Here is a 19,334-nt window from a genome sequence, read left to right on the forward strand (position 1 = left end):
CACATCAACAACAGTTGCATCAATCAGGAGGAGAGACATGAGTATCAGGAAATGGGCACTAGGCGTTCTTGCCGCAGCCGCCATCACCGCGGCGCCCTCGGCTGGCTTCGCGGAGGAGGCGGTCAAGGTTGGCGTCGTCATCCCGCTGACCGGAAATTTCCAGTCGAACGGACGCCAGATCAGCGCCGCCATCAAAACCTTCGTCGCCACCCGCGGCGAAACGGCCGGCGGCAAGAAGGTGGAGCTCGTCATAAGGGACGACGCCAGCGCCGCCGACAATGCGCTTCGTATCTCGCAGGAGCTCGTCACCAGTGACAAGGTATCGATCCTGACCGGCTTCGGAAACACGCCGGCGGCGCTTTCCGTCGCGCAGCTTTCGAAACGTGCCAAAATTCCGCAGGTCATCATGGTCGCAGCGACCTCGTCCGTCATCGATGCCTCGCCCTACATGGTGCGAGCCTCCTGGACGGTTCCGCAGATGGCCAGCACCATCGGCAAATGGGCCCCGGAAAACGGCGCAAAGAAGTTCGTGAGCATCGTTTCCGACTACGGTCCGGGAGCAGACGCGGAGAAATGGTTCCAGCAAACACTTGAGGCAAACGGCGGCACGGTGATCTCGAAGCTCAAGGTGCCACTGGCAAATCCGGATTTTGCGCCCTTTCTGCAGCGTGCCGCCGATGAGAAGCCGGAAGCGCTCTTCGTCTTCGTGCCCACGGGTGCGGGGGCTGCCTTCATGAAGCAGTTCGTTGAACGCGGCCTCGACAAGTCCGGCATCAAGGTCATCGCCATGGCGGACGTCACGGACGACGACCTCCTCAACAACATGGGCGACGCGGCGCTGGGCGTCGTCACCGGCGGACCCTATTCGGCAAACCATGACTCCGCCGAGAACAAGGCCTTCGTCGAAGCGTTCAAGAAGAACAACGACGGCATGCGGCCGAACATGGTCGCGGTTGCGGCCTGGGATGCGCTCGACCTGATCTACAAGACACTCGACAAGACCAACGGCGACGCGACCGGCCAGACCTTCATCGACGCCGCAAAGGGCATGCAGATCAACAGCCCCAGGGGTCCGATCCAGATTGATCCCGACACGCGCGACATCGTCCAGAACATCTATCTTCGCAAGGTGGAGAAAGTCGACGGCGAACTCTACAATGTCGAATTCCAGACCTACGACGGTGTGAAGGACCCCGCTCACTGATCATCATCGCTGCTTGGCAAAGGGATCGCGGCCTGGCCGCGGTCAACTTTTGATTCCCACCGATACGCTTGCGGCTGACGACGCTACGACCGCCACTTTTGAAGAGGTCTTGAAAGGTGAATGCAGAATCATGTTTCTCGGCTTGGCTTCGCGATTGACGCGACCCATGACGGGCCATGCCGATCTCCAGGTCTGACCTCAATCGGTGCGCATCAGCTTGTGGCGTCCGCCCTGCGCTGCAGCCACTGGATCATGGCGAGAGACAGTGTCGAGAACAGGATCAGCGGCGTCGTGATCTCAAGGGCGGATTGCTCCGAGCGAGGGGCGACGAAGATATTTCGGATTAAAAAAGGGGGGGTCTCGCCCCCAGATTCAAAAATGATGCCGTCGGCGCGCAAGGCGAAACTCAGATTTCGGGGCAAGTAGCGTCGAGATCACCGAAATCTCGAGTTCCGTCCGGTTCAACGCCGGTACCGTCATTGAACGTAAAGTAGACATACATTTTTCAGTCAGTCAGTTGCGGCGGCGGCGAAGGAATTCGAAGACACCGGATTTGGTTCTGCCGGGCGGTCAGGGTAAACCACGTCCAATGATTTTGGTACGGGCGGCTACGTCTTTAGTACGAGAGAATATTAGGGAGATCGAATATACATTGTCCGCCTGAGAGCCGCTATACCGTTCTCCGGAAGGATCTGCATGGTGAGACCAGCTGATAGCTCCAAATGGCAATTTTACAGTAATGACAAGTTGAAAACGCAATCCCTTCTGGAGTGGGGCGTTACCTCTATGCCATTGCACGACGTCGTCGTGCTGCGTCTGGGATACGCCGTTTCGCAGCATGAATGGGACGTGTACCAACGCACAGACCGGTCGCCGCACCAGATTCAGGTTGCGATGTCCGCGGCTGACGCCAGAGAATTGTCGACCCAACTGCTCCTCTATGCGGAATTGTTGGATATGCCTCCCGACATTACCCCGAATGGGGGTTGAAGATTGGAAAGGCAGGCTCAAAGGAAGACGATGCTGTGCTGGCAATTCTTGTTGGTGCGATCCTATTCATCTGCGGTTTGCTGTATTTCGCGAGGCGCTTGCGCGCAGCCGGCTCAGTGATCCGAACGCGCCTTATAAGGATAACGCAGCCCCCACATTGGCGCCGCGCGGACAAGGGCTCGGCTTTTGGCCTCCGGCCCCATCGACCGCCTCCCTGAGGAACAAGCGTCAAAGGCACGTGAGGTTCCGTGCCTTCAATCAGTCGCTGCCAGCCGCCGCCTTAGTCAATGATCTTCCGCCAACTGCGGCATCACCGGGAATGCGGTCGTCCCTTTCTCCCTCATGACATTCACCAGCCGGCGTCTTCGTTCGTCTCTCGGACCGTTTCATGTACAACCGCCTTCTTAAGGCGAATTCCCGCTGCGGTGCGCAAATTTGGCTAGCCGCATAGCCATCACTACGCACCCAACCTCCTTGGTTACTACCCAAGAGGAAATTTCATAGATTGCTAATACAACCTCTCTAAATACAGCGCCTGATGTGATAAAATCAAACCGGGAGCAAGGCCGGCTCGATGACGACATGCCGGACGATGTTTCGCCTTGTCGCAGAGTGGTCCGCGCGGGAGCAGAGTTAACGTTTCTGCCATGCCGGAAAGAGTGAGCCCCCTACGAAAAGGTCTTTGGACAACAGCTCGGAATGGGAGGTGTACAATGCTTCGCAGACTGTTTTTCACCTTGGCTATCGCGACGTCCGTACTCGCGCTCAACGGAGCCGCATGGGCCGACATCACAATCCTCGTACCGTCAAGCAGCGAAGGAGACGGCCTCAGGGCGGCGGCCGCCGACTATTCGAAGTTGAAGGGCACCAAGGTGGAGATCGTCCAGGCACCATACGCCAATGTTTTCGAACAGGGAGCCAATGCCGGCGCCACCAAATCCGGTGTCTTTGATATCATCCTGATGGACGATCCGTGGATTCCATTTTTCGCCGAGAACGGGCATCTGGAGGATTTGACGGCTTACTTCAAGTCGGCCGGAATGGAAGGACCAGATAGCGATTTCCTTTCGAAGTCGCTGGCGATCTGCCGCAACCCCTACAATACGGGACCTTATGTGTGCCTGCCCTATGTGGGAAATGCACAGATGTTTTTCTATGACGCCGCCAAATACAAGGAAGCCGGCGTCGATGCCCCGAAAACCTGGGATGACGTGCTGAAGGCGGGCAAGGCGCTGACCGATAGCGGCGGCGGCCGTTACTTCGGTTACGTCTTCCGCGGCGGTCAGGGCAACCCGGTGGTCGCCGATTTCATGCCGATCTTCTGGTCCTATGGCGGCGATCTCTTCAATGCCGACCGGACCAAGGTGACGATCGACACACCCGAAGGGGCCGCCGCCATGAAGACGTTCATGGCGCTCCGCGATATCTCACCCAAGGGGGTCGAGAGTTACAATGCCAACGAGGTCGGCACGGCACTCGCTGCCGGCGCGGCGGCCTCGTCGATCAACTGGCCGAATTGGGTTGCCACCTTTGAAGACCCGAGCCAGTCGAAAATGGTCGGCAAGATCTCCTACAGCACCATTCCCGCCGGTACCAAGCCGGGAAGCTCGGAAATCGGCCACTGGACCATGGGTATTATGGCGGCGTCCAAGAACAAGCAGGAAGCCTTCGACTTCACGGTCTGGGCGACCTCGGCCGAACAGATTAAGATTTCCGCCACACGCGGCAATCCACCCGTCCGGACCTCAGTCTTCACCGACCCGGAACTGACGAGCCAAGAGAAGTTCCGGCACTATCCGGTGTTGATGGAGGCAATCCAGGCCTCCACACCCCGTCCACGTCATCCGAAGTGGCCGGAGATCGAGAACGCTTTCGGCATCGAGCTTTCCAAGGCGGTGGCGGGCACGAGCACGCCGGAAGAGGCCCTGAAGAACGCGCAGGACGCGGTGTCGCGGATAACGAACATCTACTAGGTCACGATGATTTTGGAATGACTCAATCCAAAATGATAATCGTGAGCAATGATAATAAGTTAGAGCGGGACCCGAGCGGAAAGCCGTTTCACACTTTCCTTATCCCGCTCAAGCAGCGAGCATCGGAGCGGGGTTTTCGGACCCCGCTGCTTATGGCGCCGGCAATCGCGCCCTGAGGGCTTGAAACCCGACAGTTCAAGCGCCGGGACAGGGCTTTGCGGGAGAGATGAATGTTGAAGTCCGAAAGCGGCCCATTGACCGCGCCGCTTCGACCGGGCGGCGGTCTTGAACGCTGGGCAGAGCGGCATTTGCGCGTCCTCATGCTTGCGCCGACGGTCCTCATCCTGCTGGGACTGACGATTTTCCCCAGCATCTACATGTTCTATGCGGCGGTTCACAAAATCAGCCCAAATCCCGATGTGCCATGGGATTTCGTCGGTCCCGGCAATTTCGTGCGGCTTCTGTCTGACCAGCAATTCCATGTGGCGTTGCTAAACACCGTCGTGTTCACCGTCTCGGCGGTGACGGCCGAGTTCCTTCTCGGTCTCGGCCTGGCGCTGCTGCTCGACAAGTATATCCGCCGGATGACCTTTCTGAAGACGGTGCTGATGATCCCCATGATGCTCCCGCCGATAGCGGTGGCGATCACATGGAAGATCATCTACGAACCGCAATTCGGTGTTCTCAACGAAATCATGTACCGTCTCGGTCTTCCGTTGCAGGCATGGGCGGGCGATGTGGATCTGGCGATGTTCTCGATCATTGTCGCCGATGTCTGGCAATGGACGCCGTTCATTTTCCTGCTGATGCTGGCGGGGCTGGCCAGCCTGCCGGTCGAGCCATACGAGGCAGCCGAACTCGATGGTGCTTCGTCCTGGCGGCAGTTCTGGGACCTGACGGTACCGTTCCTCAAGCCTGTCATTGCCATTGCCCTGCTTTTGCGCGTCATGGATGCTTTGCGTCTCTTCGATCTGGTGTTCATCCTGACGGGCGGCGGACCGGCCGACCGGACCAAGGTGCTGAGCCTCTATATCTATCAGGTCGCCTACCGCTTCGCCGATGTCGGCTATGCAGCGGCGATATCGCTGTTCGTGCTGTTCGTGACGATCGTTCTGAGCACGTGGTTCATGAAACGCATGCGGCTGGCGGAGTGACCATGGCGACGGCGATAACAACCATACGCGCGCGCAGCCGCACCAGGGAGGTCTTCATCCACCTGTCGGCCTACCTGACGATCTTTGTCGCGCTGGTTCTCACGCTTTTCCCGATCTATTGGATCGCGGCGAACTCGTTCAAGTTTGATATCGACATTTTCGCGGTGCCGCCGGAGTGGCTGCCCTGGCACCCGACGCTGAAGCACTATGACGAAGCCTTCATTCAACGTCCGTTCTTGCGTTACGCGCTGAACAGCTTTCTCGTTGCGATGGGAACGACCATCGTGTCCCTCGTCTTCGGCACGATGGCCGGTTATGCCCTGGCGCGGTTCAGCTATCCCTGGGAATGGCGCAAACAGATTTCCTTCTGGATCCTGTCGACGCGCATGATGCCGCCGATCGTCAGCATCATTCCGCTCTACCTGTTCTTCAACTACTTCGACATGCTCAACACGAAATCTGCGCTCATCGTCGCCTACACCGCGTTCAACCTGCCGTTTGCGACCTGGATGATGAAGAGTTATTTCCAGGACCTTCCGGTCGAGCTGGAGGAGGCGGCGATGGTCGACGGCGACACGCGCTGGGGCGCATTCCTGCACGTGGCCCTGCCGCTTGCCCGACCCGGTCTTGCTGCCACCGCCATCTTCTGTTTGATCATCTCGTGGAACGAGTTCCTGCTGTCCCTCATCATCACGTTGACGGAGCAATCGCAGACGCTGCCGATCGGCATCGCCGGGCGGGTGACGCAGTACAAGACGTATTGGGGCGAAATCAGCGCGGCCGGGTTCATGGCCTGCGTGCCGATCGTCATCTTCGCCTTCATGGTCCAGAAGCATCTCGTCCGGGGATTGTCCCTGGGTGCCATCAAAGGTTGAGGCCCATGGCGTCCGTCACATTCAAAAACGTCTGCAAGAAGTTCGGCGAATTCGTCGCGGTGAACAATTTCAACCTTGAGGTCAGGGACAAGGAGTTCCTCGTTCTGCTCGGACCCTCCGGTTGCGGCAAGACAACGACCATGCGCATGGTCGCGGGCCTCGAGGAAGCCACGTCGGGCGATATCTACATCGACGCGGATCGCATCAACGGTGTCCTGCCCAAGTATCGCGACGTCGCGATGGTCTTCCAGTCCTATGCCTTGTATCCGCACCTCACCGTCGAGGACAATATCGGCTACCCGCTGAAGATCCGAAAGGTGCTGCCTGTCGAACGCAAGCGACGAATAGCCGAGGTCGCGCGGCGCGTCGAACTGGACACGATGTTGTCCCGTCTGCCGAAGGAGCTTTCCGGCGGCCAGCGCCAGCGGGTCGCACTCGCCCGCGCGATCGTTCGCACGCCGCGCGTCTTTCTCATGGACGAGCCTCTGTCCAATCTCGACGCCAAGCTTCGCACCCAGATGCGTGCGGAACTGAAGCATCTTCAGCATGAGTTGCAGGTCACCACGGTCTATGTCACCCACGATCAGATAGAGGCGATGACGCTCGCCCACCGCGTGGCCGTGATGAACAAGGGTGTGATCGAGCAGCTTGGAACGCCACGGGAAATCTACAACGATCCGCGCACGCTCTTCGTGGCCGGCTTCATTGGTTCGCCGCCGATGAACCTCATTCCGGGGGAGGTGAGGGAGGGTGTGTTCGCCAGCGCCGGCTTCCGGGTCGGTGGCTTCGGCAGGGCAAATATTTCCCACGCCGTCCTTGGTGTCCGCCCGGAAGACATCATTGCGGCCGAGGCCGAGGATGCTGACGTCAATCTGGTTGCGCCGATCTACTCGGTGGAACTCACCGGCGAGAATACGCTCGTCAGTCTGCGTTTGGGAGGTCAACTCATGACCTTGCGTGCCGACAAGAATTTCAACGGTCAGATCGACCAGAAGATCGGCGTCAAGGTCACCACCAATCGCGTGTTTCTGTTCAACGGAGAGACACAAGCTCGTGTTGACGTCTGACACCTGGGTGGCTGCAATAATGATGACGGCGGCATTGCGCGCAGCTGCCGCCGATATAGACCCCATCGTCGGCAATCCGCTGATCGAGATTGCCGCCGGGCCGTTCGTCTTCGGCCGCGACGACGGTCCCGAAAACGAACGGCCACGCCGCGTGCTGGAGGGGCGGCCATTCGCGATCAACCGCACCGAGATCACGAACCGGCAATATGGACGCTTCATCAAGGCGACCGGTCACCGTCCCGCCTTCTACGTCAATCACCCGGTCCTGGGATTGGACGACCGGCCGGTGGTCGGGGTGAGTTGGGGAGACGCCGATGCCTTTTGCCGTCACTACGGATTGGTTCTGCCGTCGGAGCAGCAATACGAGCGGGCGGCGCGAGGAACGAAGGGTGGTGCGTTTCCATGGGGCGAGTCCCCGCCGGACGAGAGACGCGCCAATTACGGCGCCGATGCCTGCTGCTCCGGCGACGCGCGCGACGGCTATCCGATGACCGCGCCGGCGGAGTCCTTCGCCGACGGCGCAAACAGCGAGGGCGTCCTCAATCTTGCCGGCAATGTCTGGGAGTGGACCCGCGATGTCTACACGCCGTATGAAGGCGGGAACGCGGCGAGGAGCGCCGGACCATACCGCGTGCTTCGCGGCGGTTCCTGGAACAGCGATCGAAACCACCTGACGACGACTTATCGCCTCGCCTATGATCCGGGATTCCGTTTCTCAGCCAATGGAGGCTTCCGATGCGTTCGCTCCGCGCCTTGATTGTCGCCGCCGGCCTTCTGATTTTGACGGCAGACGCCGGCGCCGAGCCAACGGTCGCTTCTGGCTATAGGCTTGAGACAATCAGCATGCCAGGGGCTGCCTTTTCCGGCGTGTCGCGAGACGGCGAGGCTCTGCTCGTCACCGATCTTGCCAGTGGCCGGCTTTACCGGCGCGGCCCGAACGGCAAGCTTGCCGCATTCGGTCCTGCCTTTCCCCATGGCCTCGACGTTATCGGCGACCCGACCGGTCCTTACCGCGTCGTCCGTGCTGGCGACGTCCTTGTCGTCGTTCAGGGATGGACACCAGTCGATTCCGACGAGGGGCCGTTCGACCATGCCCTCGTGGCGCTCGACGGCGCCGGCAAGGTTCGTGTCATCAGCAGCGATTTCTGGAATCCGTTCGACTTCATCGTGGAGGGTGGAATTTACTACGTGATCGACTCCGCGCGAAACACTGTCGAACGCGTGCAGCCGGACGGCCGGAAGGACACGATCATGACATTCCGCCGGGTGGAAGAGGCGGCGACGGCGCTACGAAACCTTTCGCCGACCGAATTCGCGGAAGGCAAGAGCTACGAAGTTGACGCGGTGCCGACCGGCATCGGGCTTCGCGGCGAGCGCCTTTATATAGCGCTGTTCGGCGGCTTTCCTTTCCTTGCTGGCGCTGGAAAGATCGTTTCGATCCCCAAGGCCGGTGGGGCGTCAATGCCAAGTCTTGACGTCGAAGGCCTGAATGCGCCGGTGAGCATCGCCGTCGCCGGTGATGGAGACATGCTTGTCCTCGAACATGGTACCTACGATCAGAAGGAAGGTTTCCGGAAGGGCAGCGGGCGGTTGCTCAAACTAGACAAAATGACGGGCCGTCAAATAGTCATTCTCGACGGCCTGACGCGACCGGTGTCCGTCCTCGTCTGGGACGAGCGGCGCCTTGTCGTTTCAGATCTTCGCGGCAACCTCCATTTTCTAACAGCTGAAACGGCTCCCTGAGTGTGGTTGCCCGCCCGCGCGGAGCGGGCATTGCAAGGCGAGATAATGCGGAAAATCAAGGCTGCCTTCGGGCCAAAGCTCTTCGCTGCGGGTCAGGAACATCGTCAGTTCGAACTCGTCTAGTTCCTCCTGATCGCGCAAATCCATTTTATTGCGCAGGACCGTCGTGCCTTCATAACACAGCGGGTCGTATTCAGCGGTATAGACCACGCCTAGGCGGATTTTTTGGCAAACTGCGCCTTGATCATCTCTCGGCGCTCGTCACCAGGCTTGCCAGCAGTCTGATCGAGTAACCGGCGCATGCGCGGGGTGAGCTTCAGGCCCTCTACCGCGCTGATTTTCTCACCGCGTTCACGGGATAGGCGGCCGGTAACGGCGTTGCGGGTGATATTGGGTGCTTTCGAGTCCATAAGCCATCTCTATCACGGATGTATGGAGGCTTACAAAAGCATATCTGTGGCGCCGGCGATGATAAAAATCGCTAGTTTGGTGCGCCGCCGCATCGATAGATCAGTGAGCTCCGACGAGGCCTCAAGGATGACAGCCAGATCTTGAGCTATCGTAGTCAATGTTTCCGACCGACGGCGTTAAGGCCGTTCGAAACGACGCCTGTGGATCTCTGCGCAAACACTCGAAATGCCCAAGAACCTACTCGTCAAAGGGCGCTTGCTCTAGAAAATCAACCGGCGACGCTCGCTTGTACCCTGGCACATATCTCAGGCCGAAGTCCGCGATGAAATTATCTCTTGTTGTGTCCGGGTGGTTCTCGGCAATGCCGCAGAGGCATGTCGTTAGCTGTTTCTTCATGTTAAGGCGAGGATAGGCTGACAGGATGACTTTCTTGTTGTCATCGCCAAGGTCCCCATACCCAGCGCCGCCGTGGTCGCATCCGATACCGCTCAAGGTGCAGACGACGTCGGTTCCCTTGTGTCGTGCGATCGATCCCGTGGTGTGCAGCGCGATTGCGTCCCATATTGTTTCTGCGCGGCGCTCGCCCATGTCATGTTCGAGGGCGAAGCGGCGACCGATGTCCGCGCCCACAACCTCGAAACGGTGATCGGGAGTTGCGACCGACATGTCGAGCTTCACTAAGACGGACGCAGGGCGGGACTTCGCGCTCGGCATCCAGTGAAGCGTCTTGCCCAGCCTGATGATATCGGCAGTGTCATCGCCTTCCTCGCCTCCGACGACGCGCGCTGGATCAACGGAGACACCGTCCGGGTCGATGGCGGCTCGAAGTTCTGAAGTCTATCAGGCAGGACAGATTGCCGCTAAATGGGGAAGTGGTGAGTATTCTGAGCCGCCTACGTTCCTGGAGCGAGTATCGATCGTTTATGTTGATGCCGTCATGACGTTTGGTCGGTCGACCGCCGACCAAAGTTGACGTGCTTCAGCGATCGTGGCCTCGGTGTCGAAAGCCAGCTCGTCGCCATGGCCTCGGGCAGATTCGACGGAAAGGATAGATGGCCACGACTGCTCAGATATCAGGCAATCTGCCGGGCGATGATGCCAAGCGCCGAGGTGATAACGCGCGCAAACGTGAAGGCGCCGAGACCATCGACATCACGCTCGGGCATGAACTCGACGAAATCTATGGCCGCGATCTTGCCGCGCCCTGCCGCGCCACGGATGAGATCAACCATCTGATAATAACTCAGCCCGCCCGGTGCACGGCCGATGACGCCCGGAACGAGCGCCGGGTCGAGCGCATCGGCGTCGATGCAGATGATCACGTTGCTACCGTCCGGGATCAGATCCAGCACCGCCTCGATGCCGCGCCTGTGCAATTCGTAGGCTGTGATGAAATTGACACCCCACGCCACCGCATCGTCGTAGTCCTGCGTCGCGGCTGATCCGATACCGCGCGCGCCGACCTGGATGATACGCTCCACATGCGGCATTTCCGACGAGCGGCGCATGGTCGATGACAAGCCCATGCGCTCGCCCATGTGAATTTCGCGCCAGTCGATATGTGCATCGATCTGCAGGATGGTGTATTTTGTCCCTTCGGCGAGAGCGCCGATCGCCTCGATCATCGGGATCGGAATGGAGTCGTCACCGCCGAGCAAAACAGGAACGGCGCCACGCTTCAGCACCTTCATAACCGCCTCGCGGATGATCGCACGGTTTCCGGCGCCATCCTCCTCGTCGTAAGGCAGGTTGCCGCAATCGACGGCACGCAGGTGCGGTTCCGGAAAGACCTTGCCGCCGTTGTCGAAATCATGACGATCGACATTGGCCGTCAGCGAGGCTGTTGCCTGCCGCAGGGCGTCAGGCCCATTGCGGCAATAGGCTCCGACCGTCCGGTAGGACGTGCCGCATGGTGCGCCGATCAACGCAATCGGCGCGCTGAGCGTGTCGAGGTCGGTGCAAGCGGCGAGACCGAGAAATGTCGTGGTTTCGGATGCAGCGCCGAAGAGCGCGCCGAGATCTGCTTTCTGATTCATTGGGATGTCCTCTGTTGCCTGTCGCCTCTGCCGGGCAGTTTGGGGCAAGGTGCCGTGAGCTTCCAGCGAAGCATCAGCCGCTTTGCCTGTTTCTTGCGCCAATTAAGAACATGATGGAAAATTCGGCAATTGATGAATTTTCACGGAATACATGATGTGAAGTCATGTATTCCATGAAGATTCGAGATCTAAAGCGGCAGAGCTTGCCGCTTTGATGATGTCCTTTCAGGGTTTATTCGTCTGCCGGGTGAGCAAGCGCTGTGTCGAGAGCCGCGCCACGGCCGAAGCGACCGAGTAGCCAGCGCAGGAAAAGGCGGGTACTGGATCGCTGCAAACTTGCCGGACTGCACACCACATGCCAGCCACCGAACGCATCGATCGAAAAGGGAAAGGGCGCAACCAGGGTTCCCGCCGTAAGATCGGATGCCGAGAGCGTATCGCTGACCAGCGCCACGCCGGTGCCGTTGATGGCAAGATCGATGGCCATGCCAAGGTCGCTGCAATAAAGACCGCGCGAATAGATGAGCGGGTCCTGTGCGCCCGCTTCAGCAAGCCATCGTCGCCACTCCGAACCATCGTCCCAGTGCAGCAACATCGCGTCGCGCAGGTCCAATACCTTGGTGATGGTCTTGCCGATCCGGTTGAACAGCATAGGACTGCACACCGGGGTGATGTTGACCGGCGCCAGCAGCGTCGACCACTTGTCCGGCCATCCGCCGCTGCCGAACAGGATGCCGATGTCGATGTCGGCAATCTCGTGAACCCGCTGGTTTTCCGAAAGCCGTATATGGCATTCCACACTCGGATGGTCCTGACAGAAGTCCTTCAGATGCTTGGCGAGCCAGCCGCTTGCAAACATCGGGGGGCAGGCGATATCGAGTTTGCCACCCTCCTGCCCCGCCTCCGAAAGCCGCAGAGCCGCAGCGAAAATATCCTGAAGTGCAGTTGCGACGGTCTTGGCAAAGACCTCGCCCGCTTCGGTCAGAACGACACCTCTGCCAGCCTTGCTGAACAGGTCGTAGCCGAGCGCGCTTTCTAATCTGCGCAGCTGGTGGCTGACGGCACTGTCGGTCAGGTGAAGTTCTGCTGCGGCCTTCGACAGGCTTTGGTGGCGTGCCGTCGCCTCAAAGGTTCGCAGCGTCGGCAGGGGCAGATTTCTAAGATCGCTCAAAGATGTTGAACTTCTGTTAACGATGCCTCGCACTATCCTTGAAAGCGTTTCCCATGGCAAACCGCTACTATTACCCGTGGGAACGTATGGCCCGCGCGAAGCCTCGATAAGCGCAAAGGTTTCTGCTTTTTCGTAACGGGTGGCTTGTGTCCGTTCAGCACTTTGCACCAGTCGCCATTCCAGCAGCCGTTTGATCCACGGCTGCAACGCTTCAATCGAAGGCAACTCGCGTTGCGTGGCAAGCTCGCGCGGCGTCATGAGGCACCAAAAGAGCCTCACGACTCCGAAGCGACCGCGATCGATTTCGATGTCATGTCAACATGGAGCAGCAGCCCAAAAACGGTTGCCGGTGAAATCCGAAACGGTGGAGCGGTGCAGTCCCATTTCCTTGCGATGGGGAAGATCTGGGTGGCGGATCATTTTTTCATTTATGAGGAAGGCCAACTCTATGGGTGGTCGGACCCACTGACTGGTGACTTCTCCGGTGTTCGCAATCATCGCCTGTTTCGAGTTGAGAATGTCTCGCCATCTCTTACACGATTCATCCAGTCGGATGATTTCACCGGAGCGGCTGCCGTACAGCATGGTGCCACACTCGCGCGGGTCGGGTTCGAAAACTATCCCATCTTTAACAACGAACTGCGTGACGAAGTTCTGCAAGGTCTGATCTTGTGGTCCGCTACCCGGGATTATGAAAACCGCCGTGCCTTCACGGCCCGGCTCGGCCCCAATTTCAAAGCTTCGATTGTCAGGCAGAACAACTCTCAGGCTTTCAGCTGGGACTTCTGTTCCGTCATCACGTTGATGAATCGAACGCGCAACGAAGTCGTGTCGTTTGCCATTGAGAGCCTCCTTGGTTTCAGCGCAGGACATAAGGATAAATGATCAAACACTGTTCGACGGGAGATGTCGAATTTTTATGATGCCAAAAGTTGTAAGAGTGCACATCTGCTCGAGCTCATTTTAGAGCTTCCACAGGCGATGGCAACTAGCCCCTGCTGCTTGCCGAGTATGGAAGGCTTTCCGGTCTCATCATTCTTGAGCGTGCAGGCTCTGAAGGTTCGTGCCGAGCCTTAAACTGGCAGTGAGACCCGTTTTCCATTGCGGAAGAAATGTCGCTGGTTCATCCGGACCTTCAGGCCGACAGTCTGCCCGATGGCAGTCTCTGCCTCGCCCTCCTCGCGGACGGTAACAACGCCCATCTCGGGAACGTCGACGAGAACAATTGACTCGGCACCAAGGCGTTCCAGATAGCGGACGGTCCCGCACCAGTGTCCATTCGCCGGATCGACGATGTCGACATGCTCCGGTCGTACGCCATAGGTGTCGGCGCCGGGGAATCCAGCACGGGCGCTGTCAACGAGGTTCATCTTCGGCGACCCGATGAAGCCAGCAACAAACGGTGTTTGTGGAGAGTTATAGAGCTCCATTGGTACGCCGAACTGTTCAATGCTGCCCTTGCGCAACACAACGATCTGATCGGCCATGGTCATGGCCTCAACCTGGTCATGGGTCACATAAACCATAGTGGCGCGCAGCTTGGCATGTAACTCTGCGAGCTCGATGCGCATCTGGCCGCGAAGCGCCGCATCGAGATTGGACAGCGGTTCGTCGAACAGAAAGACCTTGGGTTTGCGCACGATGGCGCGACCAATTGCGACTCGCTGGCGCTGGCCGCCTGAAAGTGCCTTCGGCTTACGGTCCATCAAGTCGGTTAGCTGCAATATTTCAGCTGCCTCTCGCACGCGCGCCTCCCTCTCGGCTGGCGGTAGCTTTGCGAGCTTCAGTCCGAAGCCGATGTTGTCGGCCACCGTCATGTGGGGATAAAGCGCGTAGCTCTGGAAGACCATTGCAATCCCGCGTTCCGACGGCTCCTTGTAGGTCACATCCTCGCCACCAATGGTGATCAATCCCGATGTGACTTCTTCGAGCCCGGCGATCATGCGCAAAAGCGTCGACTTGCCACAACCGGACGGTCCTACCAAAACGGTGAAGGACCCATCAGGAATCGAAAGCGTTAGGTCGGGAATAATGTCGAGGGCACCGAATGACTTGCGAACATTTGTGAGGCGAACATCCGACATGATTGGGTCCTTTCAATCGACGTATTGGAGGCGGTAGTGGTTGGACCGGTTGAGTGACGTATGAAGCGTCCCACCGGACCGAAGCGACGAACGGGTCAGGCAACCTATCGAAGTTGCCGCAGTCGCGTCTATTCAGCGGCGCAATTGGAAACGGTGCGGTGCGTGACAAGTCGCACTGCCCCTTGGGGATCTGCTGGAAAATGCTGCATTGTCACCCAGACGCGGCCACGGCAAAGGCCGAGTTCCACCAGTCCGTTGTCAACGTAGACTTCAAAATCGAGACTCCCCTGCGGCAGATCCACGGCATAATCCGAGAAGAAAGCTTCGCTTACGGCCGCTTCCGCCCAGTGCTCCTGCCGAAAGATATGCAGCCACCGCTTGCCCTCGACTTCGACGATGCGGAACTGCGGCAGATCGGCACCAAACAGATGCAGGGCCGTTTCCTGGCCTTCGTGGTGTTCGAGCTCGCCCACGATGCGGAAGGTGCCAGAAGTTATGGCATGGTCACCCGGTGTGAGTGTATCGAATGCTGAACGGACAAACTCAGGAACGGTTTGCACAAGACGGAGGCCATCAGGGCCGCGTTCGAGCCCCAGCATTCTGGGTAAGGACATAACCCCGCGAAAGGCCTTTGCCGGCGTTTGCTTCGCATAGTCCCAGTTCGAGGCCCAGGCAAGCATCACGGGCGGCGCGTCGCTGTCATCAAAAAAGCACTGGGCCGCATAGTAATCGCGACCGAAATCTGCCCAGAGTTCGAGTTCAGGCGCATTCGCGTTGATGAAGCGACTTCCGTCAAAATCGCCCACAAAATACTGGGTACCGGAACCTGCTGCGAAACCATACCCCCCGATACCAACGATCAAGACCCAAGCAGTTTCGCCGTCCGGGGTCGCTAGGCGGACCAAGTCCGGGCACTCCCACGGATGATTGTGATGACGCCGCCCATGATTACCGAAGACGCTTTCGAAGACCCATTCCGTGAGGTTGGTGGAGCTGTAGAAGGCAATCGACTGTCCCAGAGTGATCAGCATGATCCAGCGCTTGCCCTCGTCATGCCAGATCACTTTTGGATCACGGAATGCATTCTCGCCCCTATTGCTTAGAACAGGATGCTTGGCATCGCGGACGAAATGCGCCAGATCGGCATCCGCATGCACGAGGCACTGGTGCTGATCGTCGCGACCGTTCGCATCCACACGGTGTGAGGTGTAGAACAGCTTGACCTCACCGTCCGGGGTGCGGATCGCCGAGCCGGAGAAACAACAGCCGAGCTCATCAGGAGCAAGAGCAACCGGCAGATGCTCCCATGTCACGAGATCGCGGCTGACCGCGTGCCCCCAATGCATCGGTCCGTGGCTGATGCTGTCAGGATCATGCTGGTAGAACAGGTGCCAACTGTCCCCGAGCCGGATCAAGCCGTTCGGGTCGTTCATCCATCCCTTGGCCGGGGCGAAATGAAAACGGGGGCGGTAAATGTCTTGGACCATCTTTAGCCTTTCACGCCGGAACTGACGACGCTTGCAATGAACTGTTTCTGAATGACGAGGAAAAACAGGACGACCGGAATAGCCATGCACACGGCAAAGGCCATGATGTTGCCCCACGATGCCTGGTTCGTGCTGAAATAAGCGGACATGGCGACCGAAAGCGGCCGGTATTCCGGGCCCCGCGTGACCATGATCGGCCACAAATAGCTGTTCCAGATCTCAAGGAATTGCAGCACGGCAATCGCTGAAATGACTGGACGCGACAACGGCATCGCAATGTAGCGATAGACCTGGAAGAAGCTGAACCCATCGACCCGTGCGGCTTCTATCAACTCCTTCGGCAAGCGACTGAAGAACTGATAGAACAGGAAGATAGACATCGCCGACGCAACACCCGGAATAATTTGGACCTCGTAGCTGTCGATCAGCCCCGTCCAGCTCGCCATCATCAGTTGCGGCAACACCAGGCTTTCAGCGGGAACGACCAAGGTTGCCAGGATCAGGGCAAGCAACACCTTGCGGCCAGCGATGGTGCCATGAGCCAGCACGAAGGCCGCCATCGAATTGAATAGGATCGACAAGATCAGTGTGCTGAACGTGATCAGCACCGTATTAAAGAAATAACGGATGAAGGGATGGACCGGGTCGGTCAACACCTCGATGTAATTTTGCGCGGACACCACATGCGGGATGAAGGCGCTGATCGTTCCCATTTCGATCAGGATTGCCTGTTCGTCGGGATTGAGACTGATCGTCACCGCCATCATCAGCGGCAGCACGACACCCAGGGCCAGGATTCCGGCAGAGACCAGCGTCAGGCGCGACGGGTGAGCGGAGGCGAGTTTTGCGGCCATCACATCTCTCCCTCATTTTTGAAGACATGGCGCTGAAACAAAGCGATCGCGGAGACGGCCAAGAAGAAGATGACGGCGACGGCCGAGGCAGACCCGACCTTCTGCGTCGCGTAGCCCTGCTGGAACAGGTAGTAGATGATCGTTGTGGTCGAGCCGTTCGGCCCACCCTTGGTTAGGATCGAAACCTGGGTGAAGAGCTTCAGCGCGCCGATCGTCGTGATGACCAGCAGGAAGATATTGACGTTGCGCAGGCCCGGCCAGGTCACGTTCCAGAAGCGTTGCCAGGCATTGGCACCGTCAATGCGGGACGCCTCGTAAAGCTCCTCGGAAATGTCCTGAAGACCGGCGAGATAGATCAGCATTTGATAAGGGAAGGTCGCCCAGGCCGATAGCACGACCATGGCCACCATGGCGGTGGACGAGGAACCGATCCAATCGACGTATTGGCCTTCACCAGCGAAAAACTGCCACGCCGCATTGAGCGGGCCATTCGGAATGCGAAAAAGCACGGCCCAGATCGCGACGATCACCGTCATCGGTAAGAGCAGCGGCACGATGGCAATCGCACGCACGGCGGGCCGGAACGGAATGCGCGCGTTCAGGATCAAAGCCGCCCCAAGCGAAATCGATAACTGGAACGGCACGACAAGAACGGCAAATTGCAGAGTGTTGCCTATCGCCTGCCAGAACAGCGGATCGGCTAGGATGCGTTCGTAATTACGCAGCCCAACAAACTGGGTCGGCACCGGCCGTGGCACCAACCGTTGATCGGTGAACGAGAACCACAGGGAGAGGGCAAAGGGTGTGGCGATTATCACACCCAGCACAATCATCGCCGGCGCCAACATCCCAATCTGCTGCCACTTTGATTTGCTCACGACGCCCACGGCGCACTCCTCCCATCCACAGGTTTCACTCAAGCCGGGTGGCAACAAACCACCCGGCCTGTCCGCCGGTAAGTGCATGCTTACTGCTGGAATGGAGGGTAGCCAGAGTTGTCGGAGATGTCCTGGTCGACCTTTTCTGCAGCGCGATCCAGCTCGGCTTGTACATCAGCATTCCCGGTTAGGATGTTGGCCACGGCCTGAGACCAGGACGAGGTGATGACCGGATAGGCCGGATGGATTGGACGCACAACCGCGCAGCACGACGCCTGCTGCGCGAAGAGCTCACCTTCACCGCCTTCGCTATAGCGCTTTGAAAGCGGAACCGCCGACTTGCGGGCGGGAAGGTAGCCGGTCATATCGGAGTATTTCGCAACTTGATCGGTCGACATCGCGAAGTTCAGAAACTTCGAGACTGCGTCCGTATCCGTTGAGCTGGTCGGAACTGCCCAACCCCAGCCGCCATTCGGCGAAATCGGGCCGGCAGCGCCCATGGCCGGCGCTGGAATGAGAACGAGGTCATCGCCAAGGCCCTTCTTGTGGGCTTCCCACATCCAGTTGCCGACCCATGAAAGCGCTGCGGTCTTTTCACCGAAGAACTTGTTGTCGCCGGCGCTGGCCGGAACGACATAGCCATCCTTCACCCAATCGGCGAGGCGCTGCATCACAGCGACATTCTTGTCGGAATTCATTACGCCCTTGGCCACCCAGGTTTTCCGATCGATCAGGTCGCCGCCATTCGACTGCACCAAGGGCGAAAAGCCATAGGTCAGCCATTCCCCGGCACCATAATTGAGCTTCACATCGAGCGGCCATTCAATGCCGGGCTGCTTCTTGAGGGTCGCCAGTACCTGCTCGAATTGTTCGGCAGTCCAGGCTTCCTTGATCGCCTTTGGGATCTGGATTCCAGCTGCGTCGAGGATGGCCTTATTGCCCCAGAGAAGAACCGAACTGTCATATGGGCTGACGAAATAAACCTTGCCGTCCGGACTGTAAGTGCCCTGAGCCCGGACCGCCGGCATCAGATCGTCAAGTATCGTCGGCTCCAGCATCGGATCCAACGGCCGGATCGTTCCGGCCCAGACCATCGATGCCATGTTCGGACCGTCCAGCATGATAACATCGGGCAAGCCGGCCGACATCGTGGCAGCTTGGACAGCTTCATTGTAGCCCGGAACCGGCACGAGGCGGACGGTCAGTCCGTCCTTGTTGGACGCATTGAAAGCGTTCTCGAGCTGAGCGAAATACCCCTTTTCCGCGTCGCCATCGATAACCCATGCGGTCAATTCCTTGGCGTAAGATGCAGACGTGGTGAGAAATGCCACCAATGCGGTAGCGGTCAGATTAAAACATTTCATGTCGTCCTCCCCGAGATCTCGTCAGCGCCACTCCGCTGACGCC

Annotated in this window: 20 protein-coding genes and 1 pseudogene; 10 read left to right on the plus strand and 11 right to left on the minus strand. The window is 58.6% G+C overall.

Features of this window, described 5'->3' with window-relative positions; all coding sequences use genetic code 11:
* Positions 1-37 precede the first annotated feature (37 nt).
* Complete coding sequence (locus WI754_RS23950; protein ID WP_341487779.1) at positions 38-1,204, plus strand: ABC transporter substrate-binding protein; 1,167 nt, start codon at positions 38-40, stop codon at positions 1,202-1,204.
* 212 nt (positions 1,205-1,416) lie between these two features.
* On the opposite strand, the gene WI754_RS23955 is transcribed toward WI754_RS23950, so the two are convergent.
* A complete protein-coding gene (locus WI754_RS23955) occupies positions 1,417-1,602 on the minus strand; it encodes a hypothetical protein (RefSeq protein WP_349438052.1) in 186 nt (61 codons plus the stop codon).
* Between the two features lie 298 nt (positions 1,603-1,900).
* Between WI754_RS23955 and WI754_RS23960 the strand changes: the two genes are divergently transcribed.
* The 7 genes from WI754_RS23960 to WI754_RS23990 all read left to right on the plus strand — a co-directional run bounded on the left by WI754_RS23960 (position 1,901) and on the right by WI754_RS23990 (position 9,006).
* Entirely contained in the window at positions 1,901-2,194 is a 294-nt protein-coding gene (locus WI754_RS23960) for a hypothetical protein (protein ID WP_349438053.1), read from the plus strand.
* A gap of 713 nt (positions 2,195-2,907) precedes the next feature.
* Entirely contained in the window at positions 2,908-4,167 is a 1,260-nt protein-coding gene (locus WI754_RS23965; protein WP_341487780.1) for an ABC transporter substrate-binding protein, read from the plus strand.
* A 230-nt stretch (positions 4,168-4,397) separates the two neighbouring features.
* On the plus strand, positions 4,398-5,321 hold the full coding sequence (locus WI754_RS23970) for a sugar ABC transporter permease (protein ID WP_341487781.1): 924 nt from the start codon (positions 4,398-4,400) through the stop codon (positions 5,319-5,321).
* Positions 5,322-5,335: 14 nt separating this feature from the next.
* Positions 5,336-6,196, plus strand: a complete 861-nt coding sequence (locus WI754_RS23975) for a carbohydrate ABC transporter permease (RefSeq protein ID WP_341487985.1) — start codon at positions 5,336-5,338, stop codon at positions 6,194-6,196.
* Between the two features lie 5 nt (positions 6,197-6,201).
* Positions 6,202-7,263, plus strand: a complete 1,062-nt coding sequence (ugpC, locus tag WI754_RS23980; protein ID WP_341487782.1) for a sn-glycerol-3-phosphate ABC transporter ATP-binding protein UgpC — start codon at positions 6,202-6,204, stop codon at positions 7,261-7,263.
* Positions 7,264-7,285: 22 nt separating this feature from the next.
* Positions 7,286-8,020, plus strand: coding sequence for an SUMF1/EgtB/PvdO family nonheme iron enzyme (locus WI754_RS23985; protein WP_341487986.1), 735 nt, complete (start codon positions 7,286-7,288; stop codon positions 8,018-8,020).
* The gene (locus tag WI754_RS23990; protein ID WP_341487783.1) at positions 7,999-9,006 is read left to right on the plus strand and encodes a ScyD/ScyE family protein; all 1,008 of its coding nucleotides are present in this window, start codon (positions 7,999-8,001) and stop codon (positions 9,004-9,006) included. Before WI754_RS23985 ends, WI754_RS23990 begins: the two co-directional genes overlap by 22 nt.
* Here the strand turns inward: WI754_RS23990 and WI754_RS23995 are convergent.
* From WI754_RS23995 to WI754_RS24005, 3 genes are all read right to left on the minus strand, one after another.
* Positions 8,983-9,216 carry a hypothetical protein gene (locus tag WI754_RS23995; protein WP_349438054.1) on the minus strand — a complete coding sequence of 78 codons (234 nt, stop codon included), beginning with the start codon at positions 9,214-9,216 and terminating at the stop codon, positions 8,983-8,985. The genes WI754_RS23990 and WI754_RS23995 overlap by 24 nt on opposite strands.
* Before the next feature lie 2 nt (positions 9,217-9,218).
* Positions 9,219-9,416, minus strand: coding sequence for a hypothetical protein (locus tag WI754_RS24000; RefSeq protein ID WP_341487784.1), 198 nt, complete (start codon positions 9,414-9,416; stop codon positions 9,219-9,221).
* Between the two features lie 238 nt (positions 9,417-9,654).
* Positions 9,655-10,131, minus strand: a complete 477-nt coding sequence (locus WI754_RS24005; protein WP_349438074.1) for a hypothetical protein — start codon at positions 10,129-10,131, stop codon at positions 9,655-9,657.
* Here WI754_RS24005 and WI754_RS24010 point away from each other — a divergent pair.
* Positions 10,070-10,251, plus strand: a pseudogene (locus WI754_RS24010) (SDR family oxidoreductase); the annotation flags it as partial. The gene WI754_RS24005 and the pseudogene WI754_RS24010 overlap by 62 nt on opposite strands.
* A gap of 239 nt (positions 10,252-10,490) precedes the next feature.
* Here the strand turns inward: WI754_RS24010 and WI754_RS24015 are convergent.
* Positions 10,491-11,453, minus strand: coding sequence for an arginase family protein (locus WI754_RS24015; protein ID WP_341487786.1), 963 nt, complete (start codon positions 11,451-11,453; stop codon positions 10,491-10,493).
* Between the two features lie 232 nt (positions 11,454-11,685).
* Positions 11,686-12,882, minus strand: a complete 1,197-nt coding sequence (locus WI754_RS24020) for a LysR substrate-binding domain-containing protein (RefSeq protein ID WP_349438055.1) — start codon at positions 12,880-12,882, stop codon at positions 11,686-11,688.
* On the opposite strand from WI754_RS24020, the gene WI754_RS24025 reads away from it, so the two are divergent.
* Positions 12,856-13,509, plus strand: a complete 654-nt coding sequence (locus WI754_RS24025) for a hypothetical protein (protein ID WP_349438056.1) — start codon at positions 12,856-12,858, stop codon at positions 13,507-13,509. The two genes, WI754_RS24020 and WI754_RS24025, sit on opposite strands and share 27 nt — an antisense overlap.
* A 188-nt stretch (positions 13,510-13,697) precedes the next feature.
* Here WI754_RS24025 and WI754_RS24030 read toward each other — a convergent pair whose 3' ends face one another.
* The 5 genes from WI754_RS24030 to WI754_RS24050 form a co-directional block, all read right to left on the minus strand.
* Entirely contained in the window at positions 13,698-14,708 is a 1,011-nt protein-coding gene (locus WI754_RS24030; protein WP_341487789.1) for an ABC transporter ATP-binding protein, read from the minus strand.
* 128 nt (positions 14,709-14,836) lie between these two features.
* On the minus strand, positions 14,837-16,195 hold the full coding sequence (locus WI754_RS24035; RefSeq protein WP_341487790.1) for a glycoside hydrolase family 32 protein: 1,359 nt from the start codon (positions 16,193-16,195) through the stop codon (positions 14,837-14,839).
* Positions 16,196-16,197: 2 nt separating this feature from the next.
* Positions 16,198-17,049, minus strand: a complete 852-nt coding sequence (locus tag WI754_RS24040) for a carbohydrate ABC transporter permease (RefSeq protein WP_341487791.1) — start codon at positions 17,047-17,049, stop codon at positions 16,198-16,200.
* Positions 17,049-17,936, minus strand: a complete 888-nt coding sequence (locus WI754_RS24045) for a sugar ABC transporter permease (RefSeq protein ID WP_341487792.1) — start codon at positions 17,934-17,936, stop codon at positions 17,049-17,051. The genes WI754_RS24040 and WI754_RS24045 overlap by 1 nt, the downstream gene beginning before the upstream one ends.
* A gap of 80 nt (positions 17,937-18,016) precedes the next feature.
* Positions 18,017-19,291 carry an extracellular solute-binding protein gene (locus WI754_RS24050; protein WP_341487793.1) on the minus strand — a complete coding sequence of 425 codons (1,275 nt, stop codon included), beginning with the start codon at positions 19,289-19,291 and terminating at the stop codon, positions 18,017-18,019.
* Positions 19,292-19,334 lie beyond the last annotated feature (43 nt).

It is taken from the genome of Pararhizobium sp. A13, assembly GCF_040126305.1.
GTDB lineage: Bacteria > Pseudomonadota > Alphaproteobacteria > Rhizobiales > Rhizobiaceae > Pararhizobium.

Excerpts from the sequence above, each read along its gene's own strand:
- WI754_RS23950 (WP_341487779.1), top strand. The coding sequence starts at position 38 with ATGAGTATCAGGAAATGGGCACTAGGCGTTCTTGCCGCAGCCGCCATC.
- WI754_RS23960 (WP_349438053.1), top strand. The coding sequence starts at position 1,901 with ATGGTGAGACCAGCTGATAGCTCCAAATGGCAATTTTACAGTAATGAC.
- WI754_RS23965 (WP_341487780.1), top strand. The coding sequence starts at position 2,908 with ATGCTTCGCAGACTGTTTTTCACCTTGGCTATCGCGACGTCCGTACTC.
- WI754_RS23970 (WP_341487781.1), top strand. The coding sequence starts at position 4,398 with ATGTTGAAGTCCGAAAGCGGCCCATTGACCGCGCCGCTTCGACCGGGC.
- ugpC (WP_341487782.1), top strand. The coding sequence starts at position 6,202 with ATGGCGTCCGTCACATTCAAAAACGTCTGCAAGAAGTTCGGCGAATTC.
- WI754_RS23985 (WP_341487986.1), top strand. The coding sequence starts at position 7,286 with ATGACGGCGGCATTGCGCGCAGCTGCCGCCGATATAGACCCCATCGTC.
- WI754_RS23990 (WP_341487783.1), top strand. The coding sequence starts at position 7,999 with ATGCGTTCGCTCCGCGCCTTGATTGTCGCCGCCGGCCTTCTGATTTTG.
- WI754_RS24000 (WP_341487784.1), bottom strand. The coding sequence starts at position 9,416 with ATGGACTCGAAAGCACCCAATATCACCCGCAACGCCGTTACCGGCCGC.
- WI754_RS24005 (WP_349438074.1), bottom strand. The coding sequence starts at position 10,131 with ATGCCGAGCGCGAAGTCCCGCCCTGCGTCCGTCTTAGTGAAGCTCGAC.
- WI754_RS24015 (WP_341487786.1), bottom strand. The coding sequence starts at position 11,453 with ATGAATCAGAAAGCAGATCTCGGCGCGCTCTTCGGCGCTGCATCCGAA.
- WI754_RS24020 (WP_349438055.1), bottom strand. The coding sequence starts at position 12,882 with ATGACGCCGCGCGAGCTTGCCACGCAACGCGAGTTGCCTTCGATTGAA.
- WI754_RS24030 (WP_341487789.1), bottom strand. The coding sequence starts at position 14,708 with ATGTCGGATGTTCGCCTCACAAATGTTCGCAAGTCATTCGGTGCCCTC.
- WI754_RS24035 (WP_341487790.1), bottom strand. The coding sequence starts at position 16,195 with ATGGTCCAAGACATTTACCGCCCCCGTTTTCATTTCGCCCCGGCCAAG.
- WI754_RS24040 (WP_341487791.1), bottom strand. The coding sequence starts at position 17,049 with ATGGCCGCAAAACTCGCCTCCGCTCACCCGTCGCGCCTGACGCTGGTC.
- WI754_RS24050 (WP_341487793.1), bottom strand. The coding sequence starts at position 19,291 with ATGAAATGTTTTAATCTGACCGCTACCGCATTGGTGGCATTTCTCACC.